Raw genomic sequence first — 20,093 nt, forward strand, 5'->3', positions numbered from 1 at the left:
AATGGGGGAATGGATTTGAAAGCAATCGTTGTTACTGAGTTTGGGCAGCCAGAGGTAATGAAGTACATAGATATGGATATTCCCGTTCCCAATCCGGGGCAAGTATTAATTAAAGTGGAAAAAAGCAGTGTTAATTATGCGGATGTTAAATCGAGGTACGGCAATAAGGGTGGTGGAAAATTTCCTTTTATACCCGGCCTGGACATGGCTGGAGTAATTGTCGAAATAGGTGCAAAGGTTGACGATTTCCAAGTTGGGCAAAGAGTAATCGCATTTCCAGCACAAGGTTCATATGCGGAATATGTTGTAGCGGATGCTATCCTTACGTATGGAATTCCTGATAATGTCTCTTTCGATATGGCGGCTGCTTGTCCAACTGTTTCTTTCCTTTCCTATAAATTGCTTGCCGATATTGCAAGAATTGAACAAGGGGAAACAGTCCTCATCCATTCGGCAGCTGGCGGTGTAGGATCTACCGCTATTAAATTTGCTAAGCTTTTAGGTGCAGGTAAAATCATTGGCACTGTTGGAGATGAAACTAAAGCTTCAGTTGCTTTAAACGCCGGTGCAGACCATATCGTTTGTTATAAAAAAGAAGATTTCGCGGAAAAAGTAAATGAACTTACGGGTGGTAAAGGGGTAAATATTGTCTTAGATTCAATTGCTGGAACAGTAACGGAAAAAAGTTTAAGTTGTTTAGCTCAATATCGCCGTCTGGTTCAATTTGGAAACTCCAGCGGAAAACCGGGAACCTTTAAAACAAGTGACCTTCATTCAAGCTGCCGGTCAGTGCTTGGGTATAGTTTAGGAACTACCAGAAAGAATACGCCTGAGTCCTTAAAACATACGGCAAAGCAAGTATTAGACTATATTAGTGAAGGCAAATTAACTATTCAGATAGGCCATCGCTTTCCTTTACGAGAGGCGGTGTCAGCTCATAAATTAATCGAAAGCAGGCTAAGCACTGGGAAAATATTATTAGACATAACTGAGTAACTGTTTATTCAGGAGATAACAGGGAGTTTCAAGGATAAAGAAGGCAGGAAAATTAAAGAAGAAATTAGTACATAACTAAAAGACCGGTTTCCGGTCTTTTTTCTATAGTAGGTGTTAATCAAGGCTTATAAATTAACACGAAATCACCTGGCCGATTAAAGCCACCCCAATAGCTGCAGCGATTAAAACAAGGTTATACTCGAATCCTCCATTTGTAAGCCAATAACCATTCTTACCATGAACCGTGAAAATAGCATCTAACATAATAATGACAATTAAGATAGCACCAAACCATGTAAGAACACCTGAAGCAAATAGAAGGCTTCCAACTAATTCAAACAATCCTGCTAAAATCGCCCACGTTTTTCCTCCGGTCTTTATTCCAATCGTTCCTAACCATTCTCCGAAATTTGCTGGCTGGTCCTCCAAACCAGCCAAATAATTTTTGGGTGCCATGTCCTATAAATGTAAGTCCAATAACTAAACGAATAATCAACAGTCCAAGACTAGCCATCTTTATCCTTCTTTCAAAGATTTTATTAATTTATTCCCCATTTACACTATGTCCCAATTATTATCATTTGATAAATAAGTAAAAAAGAAATTTGTATTTTAAAAATAAGAAGGAATTCATTTTACCCATAAAGAAAATAATCAGAAAGATGTCAATTGCAAAAGGGGTTTTTAAAGTGTTAAATCAAGTGAGAATTAAAGAAATTAAATCAGTTGAAGAACATATTGAAAAGCTTTCAGAGCTTTTAGTTAAGGTAGTAGAGGATGGTGCGTCAATTGGTTTTTTGCCGCCCTTAAATCCTTCTGATGCAAAAAAATATTGGGAAAATTTATTAACTCCTGAGGTTATTTTATTTATAGCTGAAATAAACAATGAAATTGTCGGAAGCGTTCAGCTGCATCTATGCACTAAGCAAAATGGAATGCATAGAAGTGAAATAGGAAAATTAATGGCTGACCCTTTGATTAGGCGTAAAGGAATTGGCCGTTCATTAATGGAACAAGCAGAAAATAGAGCAAGAGAGGAAGGCAGAACACTGCTGGTTCTTGATACAAGAGAAGGCGACCCTTCAAATTATCTTTATAGTTCAATGGGTTTTGTTGAATCGGGAAGAATTCCGGATTACGCCAAATCAGCAAATGGAGAACTGAATGCAACCGTTTTTTATCATAAAATTTTAACATAAATTTTAAAATTACCCCTTCTGCTCAGTGCAAAAGGGGTAATTTTATCTATGCTTTAAATCCTTCTATTAAAATAACCCGTGCTGGTGAGGCATCCGTTCCCTGAAGCTTCAGGGGTGCGGCTGCCATGAAGTATTCGCCGGGGTCCACGTCTTTTAAGCGAAGTCCTTCCATGATGATGATATCCCGGGACATAAGGGCACGGTGGGTTGGATGGCCTTCTTGGGCACGTTCAATGCCAAGTCCATCAACACCGACTCCGTTTATTCCGATTTCCACTAAATATGCTGCGGCATCCTCAGCCACATAAATAAATTCGAAATTAAATTCTTCATCAAAAGAGTTTTTAGTTTTTAATAAAATAAAATCATTTTTTTGAATTTGCAGTCCCTCTAAATGGGCTTTGGTAATTTTCCCTGCAGCTTCTGTTAAATCAAATACCTTAGCAGGGCGTACAAGCTGTTCTAGTGGTATCGTTTCAAACGTTTTGCCTTCATTCATCATGTGGAGCGGGGCATCAATATGCGTACCTGTATGAACATCCAGGCACAGTCTTGATTCGGTTACATGTCCATTTGTAACTGTCTCTAATTTTGGCTGTTTTTCCGGTATGTTTTTATATACAGGCATTCCTTCAAAGATAGGAGCTGTAACATCATAAATTTTCATTTAATTGCCTCATTTCCGTTAGCATTTTTCAACTTCTAGGTCAGTAATCGGCCACCAGAAGAAGCCGTCTTTCTCAAGCAATTCATCTGCTGCTTTCGGACCTTTCGTACCTGCTTCATAGTTAGGGAAACTTTCCTCTTTCGTCTTTTCCCATACTTCTGAGATCTTATCAACAAAGCTCCATGAAAGGGCAACTTCATCCCAGTGGGTAAAATTCGTCGCATCTCCACGCATGCAGTCGTATAAAAGCTTTTCATACGCTTCTGGAGTGTTCATGCCATTTATACCAGTATTGGCATAGCTCAATTTAACCTCTGTTGCATCAAGATGCTGGCCTGCCTTCTTAGCGTTTAAATGCAAAGTAATTCCTTCGTCAGGCTGGATATGAATGACAAGCAGATTTGGATTAAGCTCTTTGTCTGTCTGGTAATAAAGATTCATCGGAATATCTTTAAATTGAATGACGATTTTTGTGGATTTCGTTGTCATTCTTTTTCCGGTACGGATGTAGAAAGGAACACCCGCCCAACGGAAGTTATCAAACATCAGCTTTCCAGCCACATACGTTTCTGTGTTGGATTCGGGATTAACCATGTTTTCTTCACGGTATGCAGGGACTTCTTCATCATTCATATTTCCCTTGCCATACTGGCCGCGAACAAAATAGTCCTTGATTTGTTCACCTTCAGGCATGCGCATGGCACGAATCACTTTAACCTTTTCCGAGCGAATTTCGTCGGTGGTCAAACGGATTGGAGGTTCCATCGCGAGCAATGCGACCATTTGCATCATATGATTTTGAACCATATCTCTTAATGCTCCGCTTGTTTCGTAATAGCGGCCGCGCTCTTCCACCCCGAGGGTTTCGCTTGACGTAATTTGGATGTTAGAAATATATCGATTGTTCCATAATGGTTCAAAAATAGCATTTGCAAAACGGATCACTTCAATATTTCGAACCATTTCTTTTCCTAGATAATGGTCAATCCGATAAACCTCATCCTCAGAGAAAGCAGATCTAATTTGTTCATTTAATTCTTTGGCAGATTCCAAATCATGTCCGAAAGGCTTTTCGATGACAAGGCGTTTAAATCCTTGCACGTCTGTTAAACCGTCCGACTTTAAATGGAGGGCAATTGTACCGAAGAATTCAGGTGCCATTGCCAGATAGAAAATCCGGTTGCCGCCCAGATTGTATTGATCATCAAGCTTTTCAGCCATCGTTTTTAAAGTAACATATGAACTGGAATCAGTGACATCGTGAGAATGATAATAAAAATGCGAAACAAACTCATCGATATTTTCGTCCCTGCCCAATGCTGTCAGGACAGAATCCTTTACCGAATTCTGAAATTCATCATTTGAAAGCGGCCTTCTGGCGACACCTATGACTGCGAACTGATCAGACAGCTTTCCTTTTTCAAACAGCCGGTAAAGTGAAGGAAACAACTTCCGATTGGCTAAATCCCCAGTTGCCCCAAAGATCATAATTAATGAAGTCGGGTTTCCATTTTGATTCACGTATAAAGACCTCTTTTCAAAATAAATTCTCAATATGTAGCGGAAAAATATTTTATGCCTGTACAAATATAAAATTTTATCGGTTTCCTTTAGATTTCGCAAATAATACGCAATAAATGTAGAACTTTGTAAAAATGACGATTCAGAAACAACCCCAAGGTTGTGGTATAGTATACCTAACAGTTTGGAAACGGCAGTTGCTGCCAATACAGCAGCGGATTTTGTTTGGAACGGAGTGGAATGATTAGTGGATATTTTTTTTCTTGGAACAGGGGCGGGGGTACCAGCAAAGCTTCGAAATGTTACATCAATTGCCCTGAAATTACTGGAGGAGCGCGGCTCCATCTGGCTTTTCGACTGTGGTGAAGCGACACAGCACCAGATCCTACACACTTCAATCAAGCCGCGAAGAATTGAAAAAATATTTGTTACCCATCTTCATGGGGACCATATCTACGGGTTGCCTGGCCTGTTGTCAAGCCGCTCCTTCCAGGGAGGAGAAACGGAAGTAACAGTATATGGCGTAAGGGAATTGAGCAATTTATTAACATAAGCTTAAGCGTCAGTCAGACATATTTGAAATATCCTTTAAAAATTATTGAGATAGATGAAGGAATCGTTTTTGAAGATGAGCAATTTATTGTTGAGGCAGGACTGCTTGAGCATGGTGTTACATCCTTTGGATATCGCGTTGTTGAAAAGGACCAGCCTGGAACTCTGCTGGCGGATAAGCTTGAAGCGGCAGGCGTAAAACCTGGTGGATTTATAAAAAAATAAAAAACGGGGAAACGGTCGAACTTGATAATGGGCAAATCGTAGATCCCGTGGATTTTGTTGGCCCGATCTAAAGGGACGGATTATTGCCATCCTTGGGGATACAAGGATTTGTGGCAATGCCCTAGAACTGGCTCGTAATGCTGACCTATTGATACACGAGGCAACTTTTTCAAAGGAAGAAGGAAAGCTTGCTTTCGATTATTTTCACAGTACAACTGCCCAGGCAGCCGAGACAGCGCTTAAAGCAAATGCGAAAATGCTTTGTCTTACCCATATCAGCTCCAGATACGACCGGCAGTTTGCATTCGAACTTTTACGTGAAGCTAGAGAACTATTTCCCAATACAGACATGGCTGAGGATTTCAAGGAAATTCATCTGCCAGCGAAATGATATTTCTTTACAGGGAGAAGTGAAAAATGAAAACAGTCTATCTGGTAAGGCACGCTAAGGCAGAGGGGCAGCCTGCTCATGCACCTTTAACCGAAAAGGGAATTGAACAAGCACAAGCACTAGTGGGATTTTTCGAAAATAAACAGGTTGACCGTATATATTCCAGTCCTTTTAAACGTGCTGTCGAAACGATCGGGCCAACTGCCTGGAACAAGGGAATGGAAGTAATAGAAGACAGCCGCCTTGGCGAGCGCGTTTTGAGCGGTATGGATCTTGAAAATTGGCAGGAGAAGCTAAAGCAAAGCTTTGATGATTTCGACCTCGTTTTTGAAGGAGGGGAATCGCATGCTGACGGTATAAAGCGGGCTGCTTCGATACTTGAAGAAGTTCTGCAATCAGATGACCAAAATATTATCCTAGTCAGCCATGGGAACTTAACCGTTCTTTTACTGCACTATTTTAATGATAGCTTTGGTTTCGAGCAATTAATGGAAATGACGAATCCAGATGTTTATGAAGTGGTCGTGACCGCTGAAAAGTCTGTTTTAAACCGTATCTGGGATGACCGGGTTTGAATCGAATGCAGGCTCTTAAGCGATAGGATGCATTTTCTGCAATATAAGGATTAACTTCCTGATAAATGGGGAATAGGTTATGTGCAGCCTGTTTTACATAATTAGGAGGGAATGTGTTGGAGTCGTTTATTCTACTAGGTGTTTATTTCTTGCTTATGGGCTCAATCGTTCTATTATTCAGCGGATTAGTCAGTTTCTTTTTACCTAAGATTCATTTCCTGGCTGTTGCCGGAATCAGCGGATTGTTAGGCGTAATTTTTAGCTATTTCTATGGTTATAATCGCTTACTACTTTTTGCCGTAATTTTTAATGTGGTGCTATCACTAATTGCAATCGGCTTAGCCAAATACGGGCGCTATTTGAAACATAAAGCAGAGTGTGAAATGGCGGCTGATGAATTAATTTAAAAGTACATATTTAGTTAACGGCCTAATTCTGTATTGGATTAGGTTTTTTCTTTTGCTTGAGAAAGAGGTTTGTTATTGGATTGACAAATTTTTGTTTAACAAATAGAGTAAACGAGTGTTAGAATCGCCATACCCGATACCTGTTTTCTAATGTTTTTATTTAAAGGAGCCTCCATCGTGAATCAGTCAATGAACAACCTTAAGAATATAAATTCCATACTCCCTAAATGGACTCCAGGCGTCCTGATTAGCATGGCAATTGCCTGTATAGCCCAATATCTTGGCGATATGTTTCCGATTATCGGCGGAATCCTTATTGCTATTTTAATAGGTATTGTGATAAAGAATTCAATTGGTGTTTTTCCTGCCGCTGAGCCAGGACTCAATCTTACAATAAAAAAATTATTGAAGTTGTCTGTTATCCTTCTAGGGGCAAGCCTGAATATTGCTCAAATCCTTGTGATCGGCAAACAGTCGTTTGCGGTGATCATAGTATCTGTTTTGCTTGGCATTGTGCTGACAACTTGGTTTGGGAGGCAGTTAAAATTAGATAAACGTCTGTGCTTGATGATTGGTGTGGGAACGAGTATATGCGGAGCAACAGCCATTTCTTGTATCAAAGGTGTTCTCGATGCCAAGGATGATGAAACAGCCTACGCGATTACAACGATTGTTCTTTTTAATTTGATTGCTTTTTTTGTCTATCCTGTTGTGGGTCATTTCTTTCATTTTCAGTCAACAGCATTCGGTATCTGGGCTGGCACTGCCGTACATGATACATCCTCTGCTGTAGCAGTTGGTTATGTTTATAGTGATAAGGCCGGTCAGATTGCAACGACCGTCAAGCTGGCAAGAACACTTTTTTTGCTCCCGGTCATCATGATCCTCCCCTTTCTGATGAAGACGAAGGGAAGTACGAAAGACTCACTTAAAAAAGCCTTTCCATGGTTTGTTGTCTGGTTTGTGCTTTTCAGTATTCTTAACTCCTTGGGAATCATTCCGCATAGACTGATAGTCATGTTTACTAGTCTTGCAAAATTCATCATTATTATGGTTATGGCAGCCGTCGGTCTCCAGGTCAATATAAAGCAATTTGCAAAGCTCGGAATCAAGCCGCTCCTGACTGGAATGTTTGCATCTGTTCTGGTTTCAATTGCCAGTTTGGTGATTATTAAGCTGATGTTTTAAATTATATAAAAATCGCATCTGCCAAAAAGGAGAGTGATGCGAAATAATGGCATAAAAAAAGGAAAGGGCAGTCCTGAAAGAAGGGACACCTTTCCTTTTTCTCTATTTACGTTTTGATGCGTTTGGCACGAATAAAGGTTTACCGTATTTTGTTTTCCCAAACTTTCCAATCAGTTTTTGTCCTTCGCTGCTGACAAGGTAGTCAATAAAGGCTTTGCTGGAGTTTGGTTTTTTCGTGCCTTTAACCCTCATGATTCCATATGGATTGAGAAGTTCAGTTTGGCCGGACATCAATTTTCCCAGTGAAGTTTTATTTGTCAAAAAGGTAGCTTCATCAGAAAGCGTATATCCTCCCAATTCATCTGCCATTCTTAACGTATCTCCCATGCCCTGGCCAGCCTTTTTATACCATGACTGTCCATCAGGATTAATGTTAACATTTTTCCAAAGGCTAATTTCTTTTTTGTTTGTACCTGAATCGTCGCCTCTTGAAATAAAGATGGATTTTGTTTTATCAATTTTACCTAAAGCTTCGGCAATTGTTTTTGAGTTTTCTATTTTAGCAGGATCATTTTTGGCGCGACCAATAAAAATTGATTATACATTAAATTGTAAGCCATTTCCCCATGCCCGTCCTTTACGAACTTATCCTCGCTTTTTCTGTCGTGAACAAGCAGCACATCCGCATCACCCTGTTCACCCATTTTAATTGCTTGTCCAGTTCCGACTGCCACTACCTTAACATCAACATCATACTTTGCTTCAAATACAGGTATAATGACGTCTAACAGGCGGAGTCCTGTGTGCTTGTAGTTGTTGCAAGGATAAATGAGCTTTCGAGCTTCGGTTTAGAAGCTACTGAAGATCCATTCTTCGTATATTTAGCGTATACATATCCATATGCATTGCTCCACTTTATTTTGTACCATGTACTGCTTTTGGACGTGCCGATAACTTCTAATACTTTACCTTTTTTTGCGGTTCCCATTTTGCCATAATTTGTTCCCGGACCCTTATGCACATCAATATTTTTCGTTGACGTGACCTTCTTTAGGACCTTTACAGATGCTATTGGTTTAGTGGCCGATGAAGCAGCAAAGGAGGGTACAACAATTGAAAATACTAGAAAAAATGCTGTGATAATTGATAATAATAAAGAACTCTTTTTCATGATTATCCCCCTGGAAAATTTGAAATTAATCGTAATTTAACAATAATGGATAATTTTACATTTGTAAACGCATTCTTGTTCATTTTTGTTTAGTTTTGTTAAGTTTTGTTGAGTGGTGATATTTTCCTTGTCAGTTATAGTAAAAGAATATACGATAACTTTATAGTAGATTTGTTGGGGGAAAAAGGAATGAAAGAGTGGCTATCACTTTTTACAGAAAATGCAATTCTTGAAATTATCAAACTCTCATTGCAAGTATCATTGACTGCAGTATTGATTGGAGGAATTCTAGGAATTCTGGCAGGGACAATACTGGGTATTTATCAATTTAAAGGAAAAAAAATGATCCTAACTGTGGTGTATACTTTTATGGGTGTGCCTCCAGTTCTTATCGGAGTCATTGTTTATCTTTTTTTATCAAGGCAAGGGATCTTGGGATCCGCGGCACTATTATTCACACCGACAGCGATGATCATCGCCCAAACCATTCTTGTTACTCCAATTGTAACAGGACTTACATACTCTGCAATTTCTTCGAATGAAAGAAAATATTCCTCTTCTGCCCTTACCCTGGGAGCAAACACTTTTCAATTATGGAAGGTTTTATTGCGTGAATCGAACCGTGGTATCATAACCGCTTTGTTATCCGCTTTTGGCCGGGCAATCTCAGAAGTAGGTGCCGTCATGCTAGTTGGCGGAAATATTGAAGGCAGTACCAGGGTGATGACCACAGCGATAATCCTTGAAACCCGCCAAGGCAATTTTAATATTGCACTTGCTTTGGGAGGAGTATTGCTCGTGATCAGCTTTTTAATTAATTTTTTTGTGCTCTGGCGTTTTATGTTTAAAACAGCTCCGTTTCAGGAGGTAATACAATAATGAATGATGCGGTTAATCTTCAGTGGCTTACAGTGAAAACGGCCACAAGAAATCTGCTTGAAATCGATGGACTGCAAATAATGAAGGGTAAAAGGTACGTTATAATCGGCGAAGTAGGCCAGAAAAAGTACTTTATTAAAGTGTATAGCCACACTCCAGCCATATAGCTCTGGTGAAGTTTGCATTTTTAATGAAAAAATGGAGAAGAAAAATAAGCGATATCTAAGAAATAAAATGGTATATGTCGCACAGCATGAAGTTATGTTCCGTGGCACTGTCGAAGATAATGTTGGCTTAGGGCTTAAATTCCGCAAGTATTCAAAAAATAAACGGCAATTAAAAATTGGAGAAGTATTAACACTTTTAGGCCTAGAAGGCTATGAAAAAAGGAATGTGGAATCTCTGTCAGGTGGGGAAATTCAAAGGGTAGCATTGGCACGTGCACTCGTTTTTGAGCCAGAGCTTCTTCTATTGGATGAGCCTACTGCAAATCTGGATCCATTAAATGTTCAATTGATGGAACGGGCCATAACTCAATATTGTGAGGAAAAGGGAGGAACCCTTATGATGGCAACCCATAATATTAATCAGGCTAAAAGGATTGGTCAGCACGTCATTTTTATCGCAAAAGGAAAAGTAGTGGAGTTCGGGCATGTTCCCTACCATTTGGAGAATCCGGAAACGGAAGAGCTGTTTGATTTTCTTGAATGGGCTTAAAATGGTGACAGGCACCTTCCAGTTTACTGGAAGGTGCCTGTCGCCATTTTTATTCATATGATTGTTCTAACTCATCAATCAGCGAGCCGACATAAGACACCGCTTTACGGATTGGATCAGGTTTTGACATATCCACTCCGGCATGCTTTAACAATTCAAGTGGCTTCATTGTTCCGCCTGCGCGAAGAACATCTAGCCATCTTTTAACGACTGGCTGGCCTTTCCTCTTGAATCATTTGGGCAACAGTGGTGGATGCTGTTAATCCAGCAGAGTAAGTATACGGATATAATCCCATGTAATAGTGAGGCTGGCGCATCCAGGTCAAGCTTGCTCCTTCATCAATTTCAACAGTATCTCCCCAGAATTCTGAAAGGACTGAGCCTGTTACTTCTGTCAGCGTTTTGGCTGTAAGGGCTTTGCCTTCCTCGGCAAGAGCATAAACCCTGCGCTGATATTCTCCTTCAAGCAAATGGGTTACAAAATTATGATAGTATGTTCCCAATAGCTGAAGAATGACCCATCGTCGCATTTGCTTATCTTCGGTGCTTCCAAGCAAATGCTGTCCCAGTAAAAGCTCATTCATCGTAGATGGAGCTTCCACAAAATACGTTGATGGGCGGGTATTCATGATTCTTTGGTTTTTATTTGCAAGGAAGAAGTGTCCTGCGTGGCCAAATTCATGTGCAAGTGTAAAAGCACCCCTCATATTATTCTGCCAAGTAATAAGGATGTAAGGGTGTGAGCCATATGGGCTTGAACAGAATGCACCTGTTCCTTTCCCTACATTATCAGCAAGGTCAACCCATCTCTCCTTAAAACCTCTTTCCATGATTTCACTGTACTCAGGGCCCATAACCTTAAGTGATTCCAGGATTACCTTACTGGCTTCTTCGTAAGTAATTTCAGGATTGAATTCTGGATCCAAAGGTGCTTTCAAATCGCAGAACATCATTTTATCAAGGCCAGAACTTTTTTCTTTAATTGTGCAAAGCGGCGCAGATGGGGTGCAAGTTCCTTATAAATGATATCAAGCTGATTATTATACATTTCGAGCGTTACCTGCTGCGGTTCTAATAGCATATGCGTTACCGATTCGTATTTACGCAGGCGTGAGAGGGATACCTGTTTGGTAACCTCGGTTGAATAGGTCGCAGCAAAGGTATTTTTGTATTGGCTTAAGGTGTTCACAAAAGAGCTATAAGCTTTTCTGCGGACATCTGTATCGGAAGAAAATTCGTAACGGCTTTCAAATAAGGCGAAGGATACTGGCAGTTCGTTTCCTCCTGCATCTTTAATGGAATCAAACTGCATATCTGCTAATTTGCCCATTTCATATGTTTTATATGGTGCGTTGTGGACTTCGCCTAGTGCTGCCAAGGCTTCTTCTGTTTCTGGGGAAAGCTTATGTTTTTTAGTTTCCAGCAGCTGAAGTAAATTTTTTTGGAAAGGCTGAAGTTCTTCTTCTTCCTGTATGTAATGTTCAACTGTTCCTTCCGGTAGAGCCAGAATTTCAGAATCGATAAAGGATAAAGCGGCGCTAAGTTTTGTCCTTAATGAAGAGAATTTTGCGGAATTTGCCTGGTTAACTGCATCAGTTCCATCTGCAGATTGCTTTAAGCTGGCATACGTCCATGCTTTTATTAGTTTCATAGAGAGCTGCTCCTGGGCACTTAGGCATTCCAGTAAAGCTTTAGAACCGCTATGTAAATTTCCTTTGAATTTTTCAAATTGGCTTGTTTCCTTCTCAATAAGATTTAATTCTGCTTCCCATGTGTCGTCAGAAACAAATAAATCATCAAGATTCCATGTTAATTCCTCAGCAACTTCAGAGCGGGTAAGCCTTTTTTCAATTGTTTTTTCCATTCAAATTCCCCTCCTGCAATATTTCGTAATGCTAAGTATTATTTTATATTATTAGAAAATTATGTCAATGGAGAAATGGTTAGAATACTTAATATTTTTATGCTGGTAAGCGTATTTTAAAAAAAATCCTTTTGTGAAATCTTTTTTCTTAATATAATTAATTATCAGTCTTATAAAAATGAAGGGTGGCCTGCAAGTGATAAGAGTAGGAATAATTGGGCTTGGCGCCATTGGACAGCGTTTAATAAAGGATTTTAATAACCATCCTGAGGTAAACATTGTTTCAATATGTGACCAAATTGAAGAAAGAATTATTGAGACAGCAAAGCAGCTTAATGATATTTTGACTTTTACTGATTACACTAAAATGCTGGAGGACACAGAATTAGATCTTGTTTATGTTGCGGTACCTCCGAAATACCATCACCAGGTGGTCTCCGATGTAATGGAAAAAGGCTTGAATGTGTTGTGTGAAAAGCCTCTGGCAAATTCAACGGAAGAAGCTGAGAGCTTATTTCTACAGGCAAAAAATAAAGGAATTATTAATGCCATGAACTTTCCGTTGAACTATAGTTCTGGAAGTAATACGTTTGCAGCTCTTATTAATGATGGGTACATAGGGAAGGTAAGAAGGCTGGAGCTGAAAATGCGCTTCCCGCAATGGCCGCGTTCATGGCAGCAAAATGAGTGGGTAGCAAGCAGAGAGCAGGGAGGCTATGTACTAGAGGTCGGCGTACATTTCATCCAGCAAATACAAAAAATTTTCGGTCCAATCCATGTCTTAAATCGTATAATACAATTTCCGGAGGATCCAAAGGCTTGCGAAAGGGCTATTCTTGCCCAACTAGAAACGGAAGATGGGACACCTTTACTAATTGACGGACTAAGCCATATTGCAGGTGAAGAAGAAATAGCTTTCACAGCCTACGGCTCAGAAGGAACACTGTCACTGCTTAATTGGTCAGCTCTTGAAGGTGGGAAAATAGGTGAAGAGATTGTAAGTATTGAGGCAGACGCTACGCTGGGTGATACGCTCATTGGCCAACTGGTGAAAGCTATCAAGGGTGAAGAAGCGAATATTATCGATTTCTCTCAGGGATATGAAGCACAGGTAGTTCTTGAACAGTTAAGGAAATAAGTAAATGGGGCATATTCATTTTGAATGTGCCCCATTTTTTTTAGTGACAGGCACCTTCCATATTTTTGGGAGGTGACAGGCACCATGAATATTTTGGAAGAATCATTCTTGCTTTACGAGGTAAAATGTTTTACTCTTTAAAGTAAAGAGGGGGAATTCTTTTATGGATGATTTAAAATTAAATGTTTCGCTATTACGACGTCGTGTTCCAAACTTAACAACTGCAGCTCGAAGTGTGGGGCTTCGTTCTGCCACGGTATCAAATTTATGTACGGGAAAGATTCCAATAGGCCGTGCTGAAGTGAAGACACTAGTTGCCCTGGCGGATTTGGCAGAATGTAAAGTGGATGAATTATTAATAAGAAGCAATAATGCCGAAATGTTGGAGACCGGTATAAAAGTAATTGATTTTTTTGCCCCGATTGCAATAGGTTCAACAGTTGGCTTTGTGGCTCGGCCTGGTATGGGACAGTTGGTCGTTTTAGCTGAAATTTTTCACAGGATGAAAGACACCAATTATACTAGGATATTTCTAAAACCAGAGAATGCTGGGGTTGGAATCCAGGATGTGGAAATGGAATGTGATATTATTTGCAAAAGCATGAAGGAAGTTCATGATCATTTATGGAGTCTCGGTCGGGAGAAGTATGTTTTGTTTGCTGCTGACCGTTCTACAGTTTTGTCGGGTGAAATATTTACCCTTCAGGATGAATTGCAAAGTGCTGGTCTTATGCCTGTCACAATCTTTTTAGTGGATCCAAGAGGGGAATCCGTTGATGAAGATGAACCTTATGGACCTCTTGATACACTATGGCAATTTGATGCAGAGTTAGTGGCACGAAAGATGTATCCCGCGATTAATCCAAATTATTCTGCTTCAACGTTACTTGAAGCCTCACACTTGGAATCTGAGCACTTTGCTGTCCAGCAAAAAGCCAGGAAAATGATGCGTAGATATCGAGAGCTGCGTCATTTAGTTGATGCATTTGGCCTTGATCATTTTTCTCAATCAGATATTCTAGCATTTGAGAGAGGAAAGAGGCTCGAAGCATATCTAACACAAGCATTCTATATTGCAGAGCCAGTTACTAAGTTGCCTGGCACTACCGTTTCCCTGAATGAAACGATTGCAGATGTTCAGTGTATTCTTGATGGTTCGACCGATGGCATGGATGCCGGGCACTTATTATATATTGGCACGTTAGAGGGGTGAATAGGGGATATGGAATCAGTTAAAGGATATTTGTCTTTGCCAACTGTAGATTTTTATTATGAAGTGGCAGGTGAGGGAGAGCCACTATTGCTCATTCACGGCATTGATTCTGATTGCAGAATGTGGGATCCCCAGTTTTTCAATTTTGCCCGTTATTTTAAAACTATTCGTTTTGATTTGAGGGGCTTCGGAAAGACGGCGATGCCGGCTGAGGAATTTCAGATTTTGGATGACGTTCAGCAGCTTTTAACAGGACTCGGCATCGAAAATGCTCATATTATTGGATATTCATATGGCGGAACGATCGCACCTGCATTCGCCTTAAAGTATCCTGAAAGTGTAAAAAGCTTAACACTGGCTGGTGCGGGAATGATTGGGCATACCTGGTCAGAAGAGGTTTCAAGGTATTTTGTTCAATTCCAGGAATCTATTAAAAATAACGACTTTAACGAAATGATGCGGCTTTTATGCTGGAAGAGTATATACGGTCCAAAGCGTAAACCGGAAGGTCTTGAGGAAATATGCGGATTGTTAAAAGAAATGTTTTTGCCCGTTGTGAAAAGAGGGCATGAGGGGAAGCCGCTTTCTCCTGGTGATTCGAGGGGCAGGCTTTCCTCCGTCAAAGTCCCAACCCTTATCCTTGTTGGAGAATTGGATTTTGAGGATTACCATCAAATTGCTGACTTTTATCACCAAAATATTCCTAACAGTATGAAAAAAATAATTCCAAATGCAGCACATTTCATGAACATCGAAAACCCAAAGCTGTTTAACGAGGAAGTCCTCAAATTTTTGAAGTGACAGGCACTATCCAGATTATTTCCGAAATATATCCTCTTTCTATTAGAAAACGCATCGGCCCTTTAACCAATGCGTTTTTAATTATTCTATTCTCTTATAAATTGAATTTCCTTTTAAGACCTGAAGAATATCCTGTGCTAGCTTTGTCATCACTTTCCCGTCCTTGCTTTGGTCACAATCTCTCCATTCATAGTGTCTGGTTGCTCCATTTATCCACACATTCAGCTCATAGGGCTCATTTGATTCCTTCTCACACTTCGTGGAAAGTTTTTTTTCTTCAAGGTAATTGGCAAACACCATGAGTTTATATATTTTATTGATTTCTTCCTTTGAAAATTGAAAATCACTTACCTCTGTGTTATCACCATTTGATCGCTTAATAATTAGCTTCAGTTCCCTTGTATTAATTTCAGTCTCGTTGCCTTCTCCATATTTCAATTGAAAAGCAAAAAGGTCTTCTTTATCAACATCGTAAGCAATTTTCAGCAGTTCGCCTATTTCCTTGTTTGGGCAGCCCTCTAAAAAATACTGTGTCTGGACATTCGTTTCTTCTTTTTTAATGCTAGTACAGTCATATGTTTTCACTTCTCCCTGTCCAAATTTGTCCTCGGTCGTATCTAATGTAAGGGAAAGCTTGCTTCCGTCATAATCCAAGGTATGGAAAATTGGGTCTCCTTCTATGGTATAACGGACGAGACGGACCTTATCTTTCATCTTTTGATTTACATTTTTTACGAACGAATCCAATCTCTCGATATTTTCCAGCCTTCCATTTGCTTCAACGATATCCTTATTGGATATTTTGGGAGCAGTGCCGTCCCCGTCCCCATTTGTTGATTTCTTTGTCCCACAGCTGATGAGAAATAGAGAACATATTAGTAACACAGCTAACCTTTTCGCCTTCATCCAAGTTACCCCCCTTTGCAAAATTAGACGGGAAATCTGTAATAAGGTTTCAGAAGGAGGGTAATTAAGACTGCATTGGAGCACGATTTGTAAAAATGATTTGAAGATGGGATTAGATATCTCTGACACAAAAAACTCCAGGATTTTCATTACCTGGAGTTTACGATATTATTCCACTTTTATTTTTCTGCCTTCCCGTGCTGAAAGACGGACAGCATCCAGAACCTTTTGGGTGGTATGCCCATTTTCAAAATCAGCTAGATAAGGGTGCTTATTTCCAGATACAAGTGTTTCATAAAGAGCATCCAACGCCCTATGGAATCCATTATAGTATCGAGCTGCAATCGCCGGCATTTCTGCAGGCGCATGACTTTCCGTTACCAATTCAACTTTTTCAAGCTGAGTATCGCCAGTAGAGAGGAGGACTTGATTGTCATCTAGCATAACAAGCGTTCCATCTGTTCCGAATATCTCCAAACACCATGTGTTCGGGGCTTTTCGCGCAGCCGTTAAAAGTTCCATTGTTACCGTCGTTCCATTTTCCAGTGATCCAATTATCTGGAAAGCGTCATCAGCAGTACGATGCTCAGAAATACCATCCGCATCAGTTTGGACAGGAACATGAATCGGAAGATTGGCCATTACCTCTTTGAATTTGCTGCCCATCCACCACTGAAGTGAATCCGTCATATGGGAACCAATGGCGCCAAGCATGCCCCCGCCTTTTTCTTCCTGGCCAGCCAGCCGCGAGGTTTTGAAATAAGGGAAGTATAGTTTGCAAATGAGCATAAATAGCGTACATGCAGAATCTCTCCGAGTCTTCCGCTCTCTATTATTTCCTTTACCTTAGTACGGGCGGGAAGGAAACGGAATTCGTGATTGATAAGGCCGAGCTTCCCAGCCTTGTTTTTTTCTGTAATCATTTCCTCCGTTTCGGCACTATCTAAAGCCATTGGTTTTTCACACACAACATGAATGCCTTTTTTATAAGCGGCAGCCACCATATCCTTATGTAAATGAACAGCGGAAGCAACAACGACAAGATCCAGCTCTTCCTGTTCAAGCATGAGCTGCCAGTCTGTGTATACATTTTCTACTCCGCTTGTAACCTTGGCATCCTGGACATTTCCTCTTGAAACACTGGAAATTGCTACAACCTCGAAACCATCATGGAAGTTCATCATTGGAGCATGCACCTTAGCTCCGAATCCAGTACCAATAATCCCAACCTTAAACTTTTTCATCATTCAGCCTCCACTCTAGTTTTATATTTTTATATTAAAGGTAAAAAGGCTAGATTGTAAATTTTTAAAGAAAAAACTGGAAGGTGTCACCTTCCAGTTTTTTGATTTTTCTTTATGATCATTGATAGCACAATTAGGATTAAAACTGTTACAAGGCATACGCTCGAACCTATTATATTATCTGTGTTTAACATAAAAGATACAAAGATAAACAGCAGGGAGGCGATGGCGATAATATTTGTGTATGGGAACCATTTTAATGGGAACGAAGGCTTGGACTTGTACTGTGGACGGAGTTTCAATTGTGCAGCACATATACCGATCCAGATTAACATAACAGTAAACCCGGGAATGGTCATAAGATAGCCAATTACCTGATCCGGAGTAATATACGCCAGGAACACACCAAGCAGTATGCAAATACTCGTAATAATTATTCCATTTAACGGGATCCCATTTCTGGTTGTTTTCAATAGACCTTTAGGTGCTTCACCACTTTGAGCCATAGAGAACAGGGTTCTTGAAGTGGCGTAAATACCTGAGTTTGCAGCCGACAGTACCGCTGTTAAAAGAACGAAGTTCATTACATGGGCAGCGCCTGGCAGTCCTGATAAACTGAAAACCTGAACGAAGGGACTATTTTCAGCTGAAACTTTGTTCCAAGGTATTAACCCGCAAATAATAAGCATAGGGAAGACGTAAAAAATAATAACCCTCCATACGGCACCCTTAATAATACTTGGCAATACTTTCTCTGAATCTTTGACTTCAGTAACTGCTACCCCGATTAATTCAGCACCGCCGTATGAAAACATGACAACTAATAAGGCACTTAATGTCCCTCCGAAGCCGTGTGGGAAGAACCCGCCATGCGCTGTATAATTAGAGAAGGGATCATGAATAGAGCTTGGAATAACATTAAACAAAATTAATGCCCCAAGAAGGATAAAAGCAATTAACGCAATAATTTTAATTCCGGCAAACCAAAACTCCATTTCACCATAATATTTGACCTGAAACAGATTAATTCCGATTATGACAACTCCACATAGAAAACTTAAAAGCCACAAAGGTGCTGATGGAAGCCAGAACTGTAAAAAGCTTCCTGCAGCCAGTAATTCTACTATAGTTACAAGAATCCAGTTAATCCAATAGAGCCAACCAACGATAAAGGAAATCCTAAATCCAAACGCTTTATGGACAAGGTTTTGGACGTTTAAATTTGGAAATACGATGGCCATTTCCCCTAAAGCAGCCATTACTATAAATAACAGCAATCCTCCTATTAAATATGAAATCACTACACTCCGCCGGCAACATTAAGCGTATCTGCGCTGCCTTTAAATATTCCCGTACCAATCATGCCTGCTAATGCAATGAATTGCACATGCCTTGGCAATAATCCTTTTTTTAATTGCTGATGGTTATTTTCCATGCTGCTCAAACCTTTCTTGTTAAAAAATAAAAAAAAAATCCCCACTGGAAAACCAGCAGGGACGAATTAATTTTCGCGATACCACCCTAATTGCAGACAATAGATGCCTGCCACTTCATTCAAATAACGGCTTTTGGCCGTCTTTTTCATCATAATAAATGAAAAAGATGCTCCAGGAGTGTAATTCATTTATGTTTTTGTACTGATTTCCACCAACCATCAGCTCTCTATTATCAAAAGGCATAAACTACTGTATTCCTATCAATGCTTTTACATTATTCAGTTTAATTTTACACTTAGACGCTTTTAAGCAATAAAGTATTTTATATTAATATATCATATTTTAGTAGAATGTCAAACAGAGATATTAACTAAGTTTCTATATCTGTTCGATAAAAAGTTAAAATAATTTAAGCATGTTATCATTTTCCTTTCCATCATTTTAAAGGAGTTCCCACGTATTCTATCGAATTATCTTTCCTAGCCGGGAGCTGGGTTGTAGAAAGACCTCTTCAAAAAATCCACCTTTAGAGAATTGGAAGTGGCATATTGGAATTTGTAAACTTTAATTGTAAACCTGAAAATGGCGTAATGAAGAACATCCTTCAGCTTCATCAAACTATTTTTAACGATTCGGAAACACTACTAAATCGATTGGAAAACAAAAAAAATTTGCTGATTACATTGGCATTGGAAAATGAAAAGGTTGTTGGTTATAAAATTGGTTATGAGCTTGATCACGACAAATTTTACAGCTGGCTCGGTGGTGTTGATGCAAGCCACAGAAAACACGGAATTGCATCAAGCCTGATGAAACTGCAACATGAATTTTTAAAGCAGAATAGTTACAAAGTCGTTCAAACTAAAACGAAAAACAAGTGGAAAAACATGCTCATTTTAAATCTTAAGCATGGCTTTGATGTGATTGGTACATATACGGACGAAAAAGGGGAGCCAAAAATCATTCTGGAAAAAAAGCTTTGATTTTTTGAAATTAAGGGAGT

At 39.7% G+C, this 20,093-nt stretch carries 18 protein-coding genes, 5 pseudogenes and 1 other annotated feature; of the genes and pseudogenes, 13 read left to right on the forward strand and 10 right to left on the reverse strand.

The features are described from left to right. Positions 1-15: 15 nt before the first annotated feature. Entirely contained in the window at positions 16-996 is a 981-nt protein-coding gene (locus tag RCG23_RS19750) for a quinone oxidoreductase family protein (RefSeq protein ID WP_308177045.1), read from the forward strand. A 132-nt stretch (positions 997-1,128) separates the two neighbouring features. On the opposite strand, the pseudogene RCG23_RS19755 reads toward RCG23_RS19750, so the two are convergent. After that, positions 1,129-1,510, reverse strand: a pseudogene (locus RCG23_RS19755) (DoxX family protein). A gap of 175 nt (positions 1,511-1,685) precedes the next feature. On the opposite strand from RCG23_RS19755, the gene RCG23_RS19760 reads away from it, so the two are divergent. Beyond that, positions 1,686-2,195 carry a GNAT family N-acetyltransferase gene (locus RCG23_RS19760; RefSeq protein WP_308177046.1) on the forward strand — a complete coding sequence of 170 codons (510 nt, stop codon included), beginning with the start codon at positions 1,686-1,688 and terminating at the stop codon, positions 2,193-2,195. A 46-nt stretch (positions 2,196-2,241) separates the two neighbouring features. Here the strand turns inward: RCG23_RS19760 and RCG23_RS19765 are convergent, their stop codons facing one another. Both RCG23_RS19765 and zwf read right to left on the reverse strand, forming a co-directional pair. After that, positions 2,242-2,862 (reverse strand): cyclase family protein, encoded by a 621-nt coding sequence (locus RCG23_RS19765; RefSeq protein ID WP_308177047.1) that lies wholly within the window; start codon positions 2,860-2,862, stop codon positions 2,242-2,244. Positions 2,863-2,880: 18 nt separating this feature from the next. Continuing rightward, the gene (gene zwf, locus RCG23_RS19770) at positions 2,881-4,350 is read right to left on the reverse strand and encodes a glucose-6-phosphate dehydrogenase (RefSeq protein ID WP_308180118.1); all 1,470 of its coding nucleotides are present in this window, start codon (positions 4,348-4,350) and stop codon (positions 2,881-2,883) included. Positions 4,351-4,630: 280 nt separating this feature from the next. On the opposite strand from zwf, the pseudogene rnz reads away from it, so the two are divergent. From rnz to RCG23_RS19790, 4 genes and pseudogenes are all read left to right on the forward strand, one after another. Beyond that, a pseudogene (rnz, locus tag RCG23_RS19775) lies at positions 4,631-5,551 on the forward strand (ribonuclease Z). 26 nt (positions 5,552-5,577) lie between these two features. After that, positions 5,578-6,126, forward strand: coding sequence for a histidine phosphatase family protein (locus RCG23_RS19780; RefSeq protein ID WP_308177048.1), 549 nt, complete (start codon positions 5,578-5,580; stop codon positions 6,124-6,126). 116 nt (positions 6,127-6,242) lie between these two features. Further along, positions 6,243-6,533, forward strand: a complete 291-nt coding sequence (locus RCG23_RS19785) for a hypothetical protein (protein WP_308177049.1) — start codon at positions 6,243-6,245, stop codon at positions 6,531-6,533. A gap of 177 nt (positions 6,534-6,710) precedes the next feature. Then, positions 6,711-7,721 carry a YeiH family protein gene (locus RCG23_RS19790; RefSeq protein ID WP_308177050.1) on the forward strand — a complete coding sequence of 337 codons (1,011 nt, stop codon included), beginning with the start codon at positions 6,711-6,713 and terminating at the stop codon, positions 7,719-7,721. Between the two features lie 102 nt (positions 7,722-7,823). Here the strand turns inward: RCG23_RS19790 and RCG23_RS19795 are convergent. Both RCG23_RS19795 and RCG23_RS19805 read right to left on the reverse strand, forming a co-directional pair. After that, positions 7,824-8,455, reverse strand: a pseudogene (locus tag RCG23_RS19795) (substrate-binding domain-containing protein). A 50-nt stretch (positions 8,456-8,505) separates the two neighbouring features. Then, positions 8,506-8,892 (reverse strand): SH3 domain-containing protein, encoded by a 387-nt coding sequence (locus tag RCG23_RS19805; protein WP_308177052.1) that lies wholly within the window; start codon positions 8,890-8,892, stop codon positions 8,506-8,508. 189 nt (positions 8,893-9,081) lie between these two features. Here RCG23_RS19805 and RCG23_RS19810 point away from each other — a divergent pair, with 189 nt between their 5' ends. From RCG23_RS19810 to RCG23_RS19820, 3 genes are read left to right on the forward strand one after another with little or no spacing between them, the layout of a single operon-like run. After that, positions 9,082-9,771 (forward strand): ABC transporter permease, encoded by a 690-nt coding sequence (locus RCG23_RS19810; protein WP_308177053.1) that lies wholly within the window; start codon positions 9,082-9,084, stop codon positions 9,769-9,771. Further along, on the forward strand, positions 9,771-9,938 hold the full coding sequence (locus tag RCG23_RS19815; RefSeq protein ID WP_308177054.1) for a hypothetical protein: 168 nt from the start codon (positions 9,771-9,773) through the stop codon (positions 9,936-9,938). The genes RCG23_RS19810 and RCG23_RS19815 overlap by 1 nt, the downstream gene beginning before the upstream one ends. A 16-nt stretch (positions 9,939-9,954) precedes the next feature. Beyond that, complete coding sequence (locus RCG23_RS19820) at positions 9,955-10,488, forward strand: ABC transporter ATP-binding protein (RefSeq protein ID WP_308180120.1); 534 nt, start codon at positions 9,955-9,957, stop codon at positions 10,486-10,488. 49 nt (positions 10,489-10,537) lie between these two features. Here RCG23_RS19820 and pepF read toward each other — a convergent pair. Beyond that, a pseudogene (gene pepF, locus RCG23_RS19825) lies at positions 10,538-12,352 on the reverse strand (oligoendopeptidase F). A gap of 196 nt (positions 12,353-12,548) precedes the next feature. Here pepF and RCG23_RS19830 point away from each other — a divergent pair. The 3 genes from RCG23_RS19830 to RCG23_RS19840 all read left to right on the forward strand — a co-directional run bounded on the left by RCG23_RS19830 (position 12,549) and on the right by RCG23_RS19840 (position 15,504). Then, entirely contained in the window at positions 12,549-13,490 is a 942-nt protein-coding gene (locus RCG23_RS19830; protein WP_308177055.1) for a Gfo/Idh/MocA family protein, read from the forward strand. Between the two features lie 163 nt (positions 13,491-13,653). After that, the gene (locus tag RCG23_RS19835) at positions 13,654-14,703 is read left to right on the forward strand and encodes a P-loop NTPase family protein (protein ID WP_308177056.1); all 1,050 of its coding nucleotides are present in this window, start codon (positions 13,654-13,656) and stop codon (positions 14,701-14,703) included. A gap of 9 nt (positions 14,704-14,712) precedes the next feature. After that, positions 14,713-15,504 (forward strand): alpha/beta fold hydrolase, encoded by a 792-nt coding sequence (locus RCG23_RS19840; protein ID WP_308177057.1) that lies wholly within the window; start codon positions 14,713-14,715, stop codon positions 15,502-15,504. 81 nt (positions 15,505-15,585) lie between these two features. Here RCG23_RS19840 and RCG23_RS19845 read toward each other — a convergent pair whose 3' ends face one another. The 4 genes and pseudogenes from RCG23_RS19845 to RCG23_RS19860 form a co-directional block, all read right to left on the reverse strand. After that, entirely contained in the window at positions 15,586-16,410 is an 825-nt protein-coding gene (locus tag RCG23_RS19845) for a DUF4362 domain-containing protein (protein ID WP_308177058.1), read from the reverse strand. A gap of 168 nt (positions 16,411-16,578) precedes the next feature. Beyond that, positions 16,579-17,124: a Gfo/Idh/MocA family oxidoreductase gene (locus RCG23_RS19850; protein ID WP_308177059.1), complete on the reverse strand. Its 546-nt coding sequence runs from the start codon at positions 17,122-17,124 to the stop codon at positions 16,579-16,581. Beyond that, positions 17,097-17,657, reverse strand: coding sequence for a Gfo/Idh/MocA family protein (locus tag RCG23_RS19855; RefSeq protein ID WP_308177060.1), 561 nt, complete (start codon positions 17,655-17,657; stop codon positions 17,097-17,099). The genes RCG23_RS19850 and RCG23_RS19855 overlap by 28 nt, the downstream gene beginning before the upstream one ends. An 83-nt stretch (positions 17,658-17,740) precedes the next feature. Continuing rightward, positions 17,741-19,089: pseudogene (locus RCG23_RS19860) on the reverse strand (amino acid permease). Between the two features lie 54 nt (positions 19,090-19,143). After that, positions 19,144-19,363: a binding site (T-box leader), on the reverse strand. Positions 19,364-19,638: 275 nt separating this feature from the next. Between RCG23_RS19860 and RCG23_RS19865 the strand changes: the two are divergent. Further along, a complete protein-coding gene (locus RCG23_RS19865) occupies positions 19,639-20,073 on the forward strand; it encodes a GNAT family N-acetyltransferase (protein WP_308177061.1) in 435 nt (144 codons plus the stop codon). Positions 20,074-20,093: the final 20 nt, after the last annotated feature.

This window comes from Neobacillus sp. PS3-34 (genome assembly GCF_030915465.1).
Taxonomy (GTDB): Bacteria; Bacillota; Bacilli; order Bacillales; family Cytobacillaceae; genus Neobacillus_A.

What these genes read in the sequence shown, in the direction of transcription:
- RCG23_RS19765 (WP_308177047.1), bottom strand. Translation starts at nt 2,862, where the DNA reads ATGAAAATTTATGATGTTACAGCTCCTATCTTTGAAGGAATGCCTGTA.
- zwf (WP_308180118.1), bottom strand. Translation starts at nt 4,350, where the DNA reads ATGATCTTTGGGGCAACTGGGGATTTAGCCAATCGGAAGTTGTTTCCT.
- RCG23_RS19780 (WP_308177048.1), top strand. Translation starts at nt 5,578, where the DNA reads ATGAAAACAGTCTATCTGGTAAGGCACGCTAAGGCAGAGGGGCAGCCT.
- RCG23_RS19805 (WP_308177052.1), bottom strand. Translation starts at nt 8,892, where the DNA reads ATGAAAAAGAGTTCTTTATTATTATCAATTATCACAGCATTTTTTCTA.
- RCG23_RS19810 (WP_308177053.1), top strand. Translation starts at nt 9,082, where the DNA reads ATGAAAGAGTGGCTATCACTTTTTACAGAAAATGCAATTCTTGAAATT.
- RCG23_RS19815 (WP_308177054.1), top strand. Translation starts at nt 9,771, where the DNA reads ATGAATGATGCGGTTAATCTTCAGTGGCTTACAGTGAAAACGGCCACA.
- RCG23_RS19835 (WP_308177056.1), top strand. Translation starts at nt 13,654, where the DNA reads ATGGATGATTTAAAATTAAATGTTTCGCTATTACGACGTCGTGTTCCA.
- RCG23_RS19840 (WP_308177057.1), top strand. Translation starts at nt 14,713, where the DNA reads ATGGAATCAGTTAAAGGATATTTGTCTTTGCCAACTGTAGATTTTTAT.
- RCG23_RS19845 (WP_308177058.1), bottom strand. Translation starts at nt 16,410, where the DNA reads ATGAAGGCGAAAAGGTTAGCTGTGTTACTAATATGTTCTCTATTTCTC.
- RCG23_RS19850 (WP_308177059.1), bottom strand. Translation starts at nt 17,124, where the DNA reads ATGCTTGGCGCCATTGGTTCCCATATGACGGATTCACTTCAGTGGTGG.
- RCG23_RS19855 (WP_308177060.1), bottom strand. Translation starts at nt 17,657, where the DNA reads ATGATGAAAAAGTTTAAGGTTGGGATTATTGGTACTGGATTCGGAGCT.